Annotated in this window: 10 protein-coding genes; 2 read left to right on the top strand and 8 right to left on the bottom strand. The window is 61.6% G+C overall.

The genetic code is table 11. From position 1 onward, the window contains the following. Window positions 1-466: 466 nt before the first annotated feature. The 5 genes from HDG37_RS38285 to HDG37_RS38265 form a co-directional block, all read right to left on the bottom strand. A complete protein-coding gene (locus HDG37_RS38285) occupies window positions 467-904 on the bottom strand; it encodes a hypothetical protein (RefSeq protein WP_018417964.1) in 438 nt (145 codons plus the stop codon). After that, on the bottom strand, window positions 897-2039 hold the full coding sequence (locus tag HDG37_RS38280) for a helix-turn-helix domain-containing protein (protein WP_260335282.1): 1143 nt from the start codon (window positions 2037-2039) through the stop codon (window positions 897-899). The genes HDG37_RS38285 and HDG37_RS38280 overlap by 8 nt, the downstream gene beginning before the upstream one ends. A gap of 104 nt (window positions 2040-2143) precedes the next feature. Next, on the bottom strand, window positions 2144-2668 hold the full coding sequence (locus tag HDG37_RS38275; RefSeq protein WP_184056700.1) for a 3'-5' exoribonuclease: 525 nt from the start codon (window positions 2666-2668) through the stop codon (window positions 2144-2146). Window positions 2669-2736: 68 nt separating this feature from the next. Further along, window positions 2737-2988: a hypothetical protein gene (locus HDG37_RS38270; protein ID WP_184056697.1), complete on the bottom strand. Its 252-nt coding sequence runs from the start codon at window positions 2986-2988 to the stop codon at window positions 2737-2739. Between the two features lie 104 nt (window positions 2989-3092). Beyond that, entirely contained in the window at window positions 3093-3404 is a 312-nt protein-coding gene (locus tag HDG37_RS38265; protein ID WP_260330704.1) for a hypothetical protein, read from the bottom strand. A gap of 386 nt (window positions 3405-3790) precedes the next feature. Here HDG37_RS38265 and HDG37_RS38260 point away from each other — a divergent pair, with 386 nt between their 5' ends. Both HDG37_RS38260 and HDG37_RS38255 read left to right on the top strand, forming a co-directional pair. Beyond that, on the top strand, window positions 3791-4192 hold the full coding sequence (locus tag HDG37_RS38260) for a helix-turn-helix domain-containing protein (protein WP_260330703.1): 402 nt from the start codon (window positions 3791-3793) through the stop codon (window positions 4190-4192). Between the two features lie 91 nt (window positions 4193-4283). Then, window positions 4284-5669 carry a hypothetical protein gene (locus tag HDG37_RS38255; RefSeq protein ID WP_184056693.1) on the top strand — a complete coding sequence of 462 codons (1386 nt, stop codon included), beginning with the start codon at window positions 4284-4286 and terminating at the stop codon, window positions 5667-5669. Between the two features lie 543 nt (window positions 5670-6212). On the opposite strand, the gene HDG37_RS38250 is transcribed toward HDG37_RS38255, so the two are convergent. Genes HDG37_RS38250 through HDG37_RS38240 form a run of 3 tightly spaced genes read right to left on the bottom strand, consistent with a single transcriptional unit; the run spans window position 6213 to window position 9113 of the window. Then, window positions 6213-7634, bottom strand: coding sequence for an NAD(P)/FAD-dependent oxidoreductase (locus tag HDG37_RS38250; RefSeq protein WP_184056689.1), 1422 nt, complete (start codon window positions 7632-7634; stop codon window positions 6213-6215). Then, window positions 7634-7990 carry a (2Fe-2S)-binding protein gene (locus tag HDG37_RS38245; RefSeq protein ID WP_184040579.1) on the bottom strand — a complete coding sequence of 119 codons (357 nt, stop codon included), beginning with the start codon at window positions 7988-7990 and terminating at the stop codon, window positions 7634-7636. The genes HDG37_RS38250 and HDG37_RS38245 overlap by 1 nt, the downstream gene beginning before the upstream one ends. Continuing rightward, window positions 7971-9113, bottom strand: coding sequence for an FAD-binding oxidoreductase (locus tag HDG37_RS38240; protein ID WP_221311639.1), 1143 nt, complete (start codon window positions 9111-9113; stop codon window positions 7971-7973). Before HDG37_RS38240 ends, HDG37_RS38245 begins: the two co-directional genes overlap by 20 nt. Between the last annotated feature and the right edge of the window lie 827 nt (window positions 9114-9940).

The following is a 9940-nucleotide window of genomic DNA, read 5'->3' as shown; positions in this document are numbered from 1 at the left end:
TTGATCCACCGTCGAGATTTACTGCTACGTCGCCCTCAGGAAATTCAAACATCGAAAACACAGAACCGATCATATTGACACGAGAAGTCATATCACCCTGCCTACCTCTTCGACGACGCCAGCTACGCGATTCCTGGAGTCGCAGAGATTCTGGGCATTTTTGCAGCTACAGTCCGTTCCGGATTGCGTCCTGGTTTGAGTCGACCAACAGCATGCTTCATGGCAGGCGTCCTCGCGAGATCCTGGCTTCGGACTTCCCGGCCGTCGTCGCGGCCGCACGGGATTATGTGGTGGGCCCGGTGCACGGATAGATCGGTGCATCTCCGCCGCCGTCGTCATGCGCGCGTGCACGCATGTCACGCCTGAAGTCCGCGCTGACCGGACGTCAGCGCCGGGCGGCCCACCGTATGGAGATCCACCTCGCCCCGGTCGCCCCTGCGCATCCCCTGCGCGTGGCCCTGTGATATCAGCGCTGGCCGTTGAGAAAATCGAACCAGTCGTGCGCGAAAGCGCAGCCATGATCAGGAATGCCCGAGCCGGCCAGCTTCTCGTCGAAGCAGGTTCTGGCAGGCTCGGGAATCTCATCGAGACGCACGTAACGATAGCCTGCGTCATTCATGCGAACCGTTACCTCAGGTTGCGCGGGTCGCGGTGGCAACGTTTCGCGGCCCTGATTCAGCGCAGCGGCAAGACAGCGCGCAACGAGATCCCAAGCGCTGGCCGCCCATCTCGGATACCCGCGGACCATGACCCGCTCGCCGACGTCGCCGAGCACCGCATCGTCCAGGGCCACCCTGTAGTCCGCAAGTGGCCCGCCACTCGTGCGCGCGATGTCCGCCGTCGCGATGACCCGCTTTCCGTCTTCCCGTCCACCGGGCAACAATTCAATGGTGACCCTAAGCATTCGCCTCTCCTTCTGATGATCTTCTCATTCGGTGTCGCAGTCCTGTGGCCGCGCATCGGGTTCCTTCTTCCCGGACGACGTCCGCGGCCAACGAAGCGTCCGCTGCTTTGGTCGGAAGGCTGTTGCCAGCTATCGACATGCCAGGCTCAGCACCGGTGATGTGCCGGGACAGTATTTCGCCGGTGAATGCCGCAGCGTGCTCCATGGACAGCGAGGGCCCCAGCAGGTGACGCATGCGACCATCGGCTACGGCGGTCGTAAACGACAAGCCCGCCGCGCCCACCGCCAGCATGTCATCCAGCACCGGAATCCTGAAGGCGAACCCGGCTGCGCGCGCGACCATGCGCGCCACCGTCTGGCGTGCGTGCGACGGATCGATCCCGTATGAGACGGCCACGTCGACCAGTGGCCAGCGATGCGCGCCCACCCCATAGCGGTGGGCCAGCAGGTCGGCATCGCGCGCGGCCTTTGCATCGAGCGGCTGCTCCGGTTGGAGCAGATTGCGTCCGCGGGTGGCGAGGCACGCCGCGACGCAATGGATGGCGGCCTCGAGCGTTTCAGTGCCGATCGTCACGCGCCAGCGGCCATCGCATACCCCGGGATGCGACGCCGGCGGCGCCAGCAGGTGCCCGGGCGCAAGCAGCAGGGCGCGCTCCCAGGTGCGAAGGCGCGCCACGGTGAGCGCCTTCGGAAACGTCCCCTGCTCCCACTGCAACAGCGTGGGACGGGACACATGGCAGGCGCGCGCCACCTCCGCAACGCACAGGCCCAGTTCACTGCGCAGCCGCCGCGCGTGGGGGCCGATCTCGCGGCACCGGGCGGCGGGGATCCGTGACTGGGGATCGCCGTCTGCGCGGGCGGCGGCATCCACCGCATTGAACACGGGGTCCGGCAACGGTTGCGTCCCAGGACTGAGCAGCCAACCCGGCGGCACCTGCAGGGCCGCCTCCAGCGCGTTCACGGTGGCGGCTGCGACGGTGTGCGGCCACCGCCCCTTCTCCCGGTGCCCCAGGGTCACTCTCGCCACCCCCGCCCTCACCGCGAGATCGTCCTGTGTCATCGCTGACGCCTTGCGTCTGTCCCGCAGGCGCTGGGCTATCCGCGGTACGTCGGATCGTGGAATCCACACACGCATCCCGGCCATCCTGATCCCCTTCATGAGGCTGTTTCTGTTTGAGCGAAGAAATGCGTCCGCACGTCCGGAGACCGGACGACGGCCCGGCCGGCAGCCGCCCGGCTTCAACCGGTACACGCATAGGCATTGGCGCGCGCGTCATGCAGCGCATGGTGCTCGCCGCCATGGCGCGCGTAGTAGGCGGCGCGCCGCTCCGGGTTGCGCGTGCCTGCGATGTTCTCGAGCCGCCAGCCGCGCGGCAGCGGCCCGCCCAGCAGGAACCGCAACAGGGCCAGGTCCGTCTCGTAGTCGTAGCACAGCACCGGCCCCGAGTCGCCCGGCACCGCCACGAGCCATGCGCGCAGTGCCTCGCGCAGCGCTGCAAACGGCATCGCGCGCCCCTCGGACTGGCCGAGCTGCGGCAGTACCACGGCGCGGACAAAGTCGCTGCACCGCGCCGGATCGAAATCGGTCCGCTCGCCGTAGAACTCGTACCCGTTCTCGCCCACGAGGGCGAGACTGAGCAGCTGGCACTGCCGGAAGTCGGTGAATTCCGTGTCGAGGAAATACCGGTTGTTCCAGCCGGCCTGCGGCTCGGGTTCAGCCGGCAGTGGCCAGCGCATTGCGCCGTGAAAGTGTGTATCCGTCATGTCCGTTACGTCGTCATCTGGCCGTCGGCTCGCCCCGTGTCATCCAGCGCGAACCCGCCCGAGGCTGATCAGGGTTTGTCGCCGTCTTCCCTGCGCGCGTCTAACCCGGCCCGCCCCGCCGGCCCCGGCACGATGCCGTGTTCGCGCGCGCCGCGGATCCGCCGCAGCGGCCCGGCGAGCACCGTCACGTGCTCGGGAAACGGGATCGGGACGGCCCCGGTCGCCTCGTCGCGGGTCGCGCGCACGAAGCGCCGCAGCCGCGCGCGCAGCGCTTCGGCGGTTTCGTCGGGAAGCGCTGTCGCCCGCTTGCGTCTGCTCATGTCGATCCCTTCTTGAAGCCGCAGCCGATGCGCCGGTGGTGCGCTCGCCGCGATAAGGCGGATTATCACCCCACCTCCGGATGTGCATCCGCTGCCAGCCCCGGTCAGCGACGGGCGACGGCTGGCGCCTTCGCCCGCCATAACCGCCTGCCGCGCGCAGGGCGCGTCGCCAGCGCGTACGGCACGGAGAACGTGCGTCCTGCCGACGTCGTGAACCGGGTCACCGTCACCAGTCGCTCGCCCTGGCTGTACTGTTCGGGCTCGGTTGCCCTCACCCGGATCTCGCTCAGCGGTTCGAGCGTCCACTGGTCGACCTCCCGTGCCAGCTTCGTGCTCAGCACGGCCGCGTCGCGCAGTACGACATCCCCGCCCGCGAACTGGTCAAGCGACGGCGCGCTTCCGCTCAGGTCCATCATCACAATCGTCGGCACGGCCCGCGAACCCCGCGGCGAGACCCGGAGGATCAGTACATCCCGCGGGATCAATTGCGAGATAACCCCCCCACACCCCTGCGCCCTCAGGCTCAAACGGCACTGCCGACGAAGGCAAACGGTTCTTTTCACTAGTCACAAACATTCAACCACGACCTCAAACGCTTTCGCGATAAATCAACCACCTGATGCCGACGTGCGCTTTCTTCGGGAGCACCATCGCTTCGCGCACGTACGCCGACATCAAAAAATTCTCACATCCTTACTGGATAAGGACTTCGCCAACATACCAACCATCTAATTCCCAGTGTACTGGGAAGACAAATTATAGCGCCGATTGGACAGTACTCCCATTTCACTGGGAGAGAAATTTGGAGTTGGCCGAAGTCTTTGGCGCCCTTCTGCGCGAGCGCCGTATTCACGCCGAGCTAACGCAGGAACAGCTCGCCTTCGAGGCCAATATACGTCGCAACTACGTCAGCATGCTGGAACTCGGCCAGCACCAGCCAACGCTAACGATGCTGTTCGCACTGGCAACCGCTTTGAAATGCTCGCCCGCCGAGCTACTCGCCGAGGTAGAACGGAAGCTGAAAAAAGCTCGTCGGTCCAAGAAAAAAACACCGACTGCTATCAAGACGCGCGTGAACGTTCCCGCCGCTCAGAAGAACGCACCAAAGGTCGCCAGGAAGCCGACAAAAGCTTCCAGCAAACAGGTGCCTACCGGTTCAAAAACAGTCAGATCAAATCGGCGTGCACGAGGAGAAATGACGTGAGCTGCTGACGAAATTATGGACGCGTGATGTCATCATTGCCTCGCCTATAGTCCGGAAGTCAAACATCAACGACCGCACGGAGCCCCACTTTATGAGTCAAACCCGCGGACGATATGCGGGAGTTCGTGACAGCGCGCAACGTCAGCCCCGTCACGTGAAAAAATCTCCAGCCAACCGGCAGGGGCAACCGTACGCGAAAGCGCCGCCTCGAGACTCCGCACAAACCGCTTCGATTTTCAAAACACGTTCCTTCAAGTTCCTCGTCGATGCTGTGGGTGCTGAGAACATCGCGTTAGGACTTCAATCCAGCATGACGCGAGTGGCTGAACTGACAAAAGGTGAACGGTTCACGCCCGAGACCGCATTTCACATGGAAACCACGCTTGGGCTACCGCACGGCTTCTTTGACCAGCCCCATCCGGTTCTCTCGGTCGAAACCATAGCGCGCCTGAAGTCGCCGCTTGATTTCGCGAGCCTGGATGATGAGCGGGAAATCGTGACTGAAGAATCCAACACGGTGCTTGCACCGGACGGCGGCCAACCATCATCTACTGAAGATAACCTGTCCAAGGAAACGGAAATGCCGAAGAAAGCAACTGGCGGGTCGCCGGGGAACGCCAGGAGCAGTAGACGCGAAACGACCCTGCAGCTCGACGCCGCTGTACCGCACAAAGCTTCGCGATCGAAACAGAAAGCAGCGTCTGAAGCAATCCAGCAGCAACCGCTGGCGCTCGAAGACGAGGCCACGGTCGCAAAAGTTCGACGGGATAACCTCCACGTTCTCACGGGTCGCAACGGATCGAAAGCAAGGTTGGGTGTGGTGATGTCCATGAGCGGATCGAACATGGCCCATCGACTTTATGGCAAGAAGCGCATGGACAGTGTTGAAGCAAACCGTTTCACTGAGCGGCTTGGCCTGCCCGCTGGCTGGCTGGATACGCCGCGATCCGAAGCGGAGATTCCGGAATCGGTGTCGCGTTTGCTGACCCCTGCTTCGCGCGGTCGCGAGCCTGTTGAACGACAGGAGCCGCTCGCCAACGCATCCAGCGAAAGCCTGCGGGAAAAGGCGGCAGATGCGAAGGCAAAGGTGCGCGGCCCACGCCCGCGCACGGGTGTCGCGAGCGCTCTGGAAAGCGCCTCCCCTGTTTCCGCAGATTCCGTAGAAGCGAACGGGATGGGTGTCAGCCAGGGAAATCATTCAGGCGATGCCTCCGACGAGCCAGCCGGTCGCAATGCCGCCAACGGCGATAGTGGGCTACCGTCCGTCCCAGCGGCAAAAAGTGAGCCGCTGCCAGTCGCCGCGACGTCGCAGCGAGATCCGGCGACGCAACCCGCTTCCGCGACAAGCCTGGACAATCTTCACGGCATCGCGCCAATCGCCGAAGCATTGATCAAGACGCTGGCAGGTAAGGCACGGACGGGTCGACTGGACGAACTGAAGGCGCTGGAACTTTTGCAGCAGGCAGTTCTCTTGTAAGTCGAGGGTGCGTGGGCCGTGCTGCAAAGGCAACGGGGCTGTGCCGATCATGTCAGACACCTGGTAGTACAAGCAGACGGCACCGCCGATCTGGATGTCCGTTAATGAGACACTTTCTCCTTGATCCGGAGTCGTACAACCAGCCAGAAATCCACGCCGGACAACAGCGATCGGCAAAGCGCATCTGGCCTGTGCAACTGGACGAAGAACCATCATGCTCACATCAATCTTTCAGGAGATTCGTTATGAATGATCCCGGAGAACTATTGGGCCGCTATTAGTGCCTGTCGGGGAATAACAGCAAGCCCTCCCCATCAGATCATAAACGCGAAAGCTTGATGGAATGATTGCTTGCGGCTCACGTCCAATGTGCGACATTGCGGCAACTTCGACGACGAGCGCCGTGTGCAGCGGCGCACGCTTCTCAGAAAGGGGGAAATCCGATTAGTCTCGCGACACGCTCCACCTTTCCGGGACCTGAAACACCCGCACCCACACTCTCTTATTGCCATGCCGTGAGCTCCGAGGCATGCCCACACGCCCTCATGACGACTCTTCAAGTGCACTGAGCTCCGCGAGTGTTATCGGCTTTAGTGGGGGCCGCACGCGCTGGAAACCAACCGCAGCAACGGAGCGACATTGCGCAGATGCAAGCAAATTAGCAACGGTGTAGCCGCATTGACGACCCTGACACGGGCCCATGCCCGCGCGCGTGAACGCTTTGAGCTGGTTCGGCCCCGGCTGGCCGAGCTGCGCGGCCAGCCGTACATCGCCAGCGGTTACCTCTTCGCAGCGACAGACAATCGTCTCATCGGGCGGCGTGAAAATCTCCGTACGCGGCCGATAGATCGAATCAAGCAGAGGCCGCATCGCCAGCTCATGTCCGAGCCGCCGATGCAGCGGCGCTGCAAGCTCGCTTGCGCGCTCGACTGAGAGTGCGCCCGAGGAAAGCGCGACGCCGGTAGCAGCAAGTTCACCGCGTGTGCACGCGGCTTTCGCGCCGCCGATGCCGGCGCCGTCGCCTGCGACATAGAGACCAGTCGTGCTGGTTTCACCCCACGTATCAACTTCGGGCTCAAAGCAAAGTTGTGCTTCGTTCCATCGATGGCTGCATCCCATCGCCTGAGTGAAGTGTATAGACGGCACGACGCCTTCATGAACCAGAAGAATGTCGGCAGCCACATCGCCCGACAGCCCGTTCTCGGTGCGATAGACAATCTGTTCAAGACGGCCGATACCGAAACCGCGAAGGCTACTGACGTTTCGAACAATGGGGAACCCCCTCCCGCGCAATCTTGCCGACCACAGTAGCCCCTTAAGGAGATCATGCCAGCCGTCAACTGCGCCACGTAGAGTCCGAACGCCCCGACGGAGGGCGCCGCCGGGAGTCGTGTCAAGCCAACCTGCGATCCTACCGCCGGCGTCGAGCAGCTGGGTCATGTAGAGCAGTGGCAATGGACCACTACCGGCTATCCAGACGGGTTGATCGGGTATCTGGTGAGCGCTTTTATGCAGAATCTGCGCGGCGCCGACTGTCATTACACCCGGAAGCGTCCAACCTGGGAAAGGCATGGGGCGTTCCTGTGCGCCCGTCGCTAGTAACACATGGCGCGCGCGAATACTTTCGGCGCCATCCGCGCGGCTCAAAAAGACAATCCACTCCCCGGAACCGGCCGGTTTCCCCGGGCTAGCCGCTCGCTCGATCTGCCATACACGGGTCTCCGGCAAGTAGTGCGCACCGCATTCGCGAAAGTTCTGTACCACTGCCGCGCCTGCGCTGTACGCAGCGCCTAACCCTTGATGAACACCGCGTCGGACGTTTTCTTCGATGGCGCGCCATATCTGACCGCCCGGTGCCTGCTGTTCGTCTACGAGAATCGTGGTCATTCCAAGACGAGCAGAACGTATTGCGGCACTCATGCCGGCAGGTCCTGCACCTACAATCAGAATATCGAACGTTCGCATCACGAATGCACCTCACCACTACGAAGATCGCCACTACCGTCTTCTGACTCAGCGATCGCCTCACTGAGATTGCGGCGACCGTGTTGGCGTTGGATGCGCATCCCGTCGCGCACGATCGTCAGACAGGTCTGCGTGGACGCTACACCATCGACGACAGCAAGACATTCGAAGCACACACCCATCATGCAAAAAGGTCCGCGTGGACTGCCGCTTCGCGGCGTGGTGCGAGCGACGGGGTTGTCCTCGCGCACGAGGACAGCCGCCACGGATTCGCCTCGCTCGGCGTTCACACGCCTGCCGTCGATCGATACCGTGACCACGGCGTCCCCGGCGGGACTAGATAACTTGCGAAACATCAAAGCGCCTATGATGGAAGAACTCGAAGTTTTCTGGCAGTACGTTGCGCGCGAGAGCATCCGCAACTGGTCCAGCATGAACCGCCGCGAGGGTGATGCCGGAATGACAGAGCGCGATCCAGGCACCGGGATACGTTGAAGATTGTGCGTACACCGGATGCTCGTCCGGGGTGATGATGCGCAGACATGCCCAATGCCTAACAAGGCGAGCCATAGCAAGGTCCGGCAAAATTCGTAGGGCTCGCTTTGTCATCTTGGCGGCGGTGAAGGTAGTAGTACCGAGATCCATACCGACTTCCTCATGACTTACACCTATCATTACTGTACCGTCGCGAGTCTGGCGAATGCCGCTAGCGGGGAGGCGCAGAATTGGGTCGAGCCGTTCAGTGACCAGCAACTGGCCACGCAGGGGACGCAACGGGACGTCGAGCGCCACCATTGCCCCCAGGGCTGTGGAACCAAGCCCGGCCGCAATGATCAACTGTCCCGTTTCGAAACAACGCGGACCTGTCGAGGTTTGCACATGAACACGAAGACTACCGTCAGGACATGGCTCAATCTTCGACACCGTGTGATTGCCAGCTAGAGTGCCGCCACGTAACTCAATGGCTTGCTGCAGCGCCCGCAACAGCTTAAGCGGATTGCAATGGCCATCGGCAACGCCAATTCCAGCCCCCACCACTTCCCGCCCGAGCCGTGTACCAGGCAGCAGCCTTTCTAATACCGATCGATCGATCATGCGCGAACACGGGTCGATTTTCGGGCTTTGCGCATTCCAGCTCGCGAGGAATTCGGCTTCCTCTTCAAAATCCGCTTCGCTTAGGCAAAAGCGCAAGCAGCCATCGTTTTCATACTCGACATCAATGCCAGTTTCATCGTGCAGCGCTGTTGCGAAAACGGACCAAAGTGCGACGCTCTCGCGTGACAGCTGCTGGTAGCGGGGCGCGCCATATCCCTTCCCGTATGCGCCGACAAGACCGAAATTCGCTTTCGACGCGCGCGGGTCGCAATCACCCCCGTCGAGCACAAGCGCACGCTTCCCTCGCCCCAGCATCCCGTGCGCCAATGCGCAGCCGACAACACCGCCGCCAACTATGATGACGTCATGGTTTTCGCGTATCAAGCCCGCCTCTTTTCCTGAATGATTTGGTTAACTCTATGATCGTCGCAGCAAGGCGTCAAAGTCGAATTTGAGGTACGAGGTATTCTCAGCGGTTATGGTCCAAAACGCGGGCGCCCCCGGTAGGCGATAGAGCTCGCGTGCCCACGGAATACGAGAATAGAGTGCGACGACCGCTTCCATCACGACAACAATCTCGGCAGCACGGGCGCTCGCAAAAGCCCCAAACCCAGCAACGAGACGCCACACTCCATGATTGGTCCCAACGCATAACTTCATTGCCAAGGCGATACGATCAATGGACCGTGTTAGGCGGCCGTAGCTGACCGCGAATTTAGTCAGCCAACGAAACTTCTGTGGCGGCGTTCGGCTGCGGTCGAGACAAACGCCCCAGTTGGGGTTACGTCATCTCGCAGAAAAAAACCAACTCAATCGAGCAAGGCTTTGGTTGGGCGAGCATCGCGGGAGCATTCGGCAAGCAACGGTGCGCACGCTGAAGAAGGTGACGGGATGTTCGCGCGCTCAACGTAAGCCCCTACGATCTCGTGTTCATGCTATCCCAAACACAGGTCAGCATGTAGTAGTGGCAAATGACAACTGAAGCCGACGCGGAATCAAGGCCGTTCTGTAGTGGCCAAGTTATTTCGGACAGGCAGATAGGTTCTTTCACTGTCGGTTTCGCCTCGTAGGAAACGGGCGACAGATACCCCAAAGTCGAATGCAAGCGTACGGCGTTGTACAAGTATGTTTCATACTGCCCAACCTCGCTATGTGCTTGATAAATCTAGAGAGCCCTGTTGTGCCATTGGTTTTGTGGGGTATCCGCGCCG

It is taken from the genome of Paraburkholderia sp. MM5384-R2 (assembly GCF_014201025.1).
In the GTDB taxonomy this organism is placed as follows: domain Bacteria; phylum Pseudomonadota; class Gammaproteobacteria; order Burkholderiales; family Burkholderiaceae; genus Paraburkholderia; species Paraburkholderia tuberum.
The sequence above is the reverse complement of the archived record's forward strand: the minus strand, read 5'-3'. Positions and strand labels throughout refer to the sequence as shown.

Coding starts and splice junctions, on each gene's coding strand:
- HDG37_RS38285 (WP_018417964.1), bottom strand. CDS start 904: ATGCTTAGGGTCACCATTGAATTGTTGCCCGGTGGACGGGAAGACGGA.
- HDG37_RS38280 (WP_260335282.1), bottom strand. CDS start 2,039: ATGCGTGTGTGGATTCCACGATCCGACGTACCGCGGATAGCCCAGCGC.
- HDG37_RS38275 (WP_184056700.1), bottom strand. CDS start 2,668: ATGACGGATACACACTTTCACGGCGCAATGCGCTGGCCACTGCCGGCT.
- HDG37_RS38270 (WP_184056697.1), bottom strand. CDS start 2,988: ATGAGCAGACGCAAGCGGGCGACAGCGCTTCCCGACGAAACCGCCGAA.
- HDG37_RS38265 (WP_260330704.1), bottom strand. CDS start 3,404: ATGATGGACCTGAGCGGAAGCGCGCCGTCGCTTGACCAGTTCGCGGGC.
- HDG37_RS38255 (WP_184056693.1), top strand. CDS start 4,284: ATGAGTCAAACCCGCGGACGATATGCGGGAGTTCGTGACAGCGCGCAA.
- HDG37_RS38250 (WP_184056689.1), bottom strand. CDS start 7,634: ATGCGAACGTTCGATATTCTGATTGTAGGTGCAGGACCTGCCGGCATG.
- HDG37_RS38245 (WP_184040579.1), bottom strand. CDS start 7,990: ATGTTTCGCAAGTTATCTAGTCCCGCCGGGGACGCCGTGGTCACGGTA.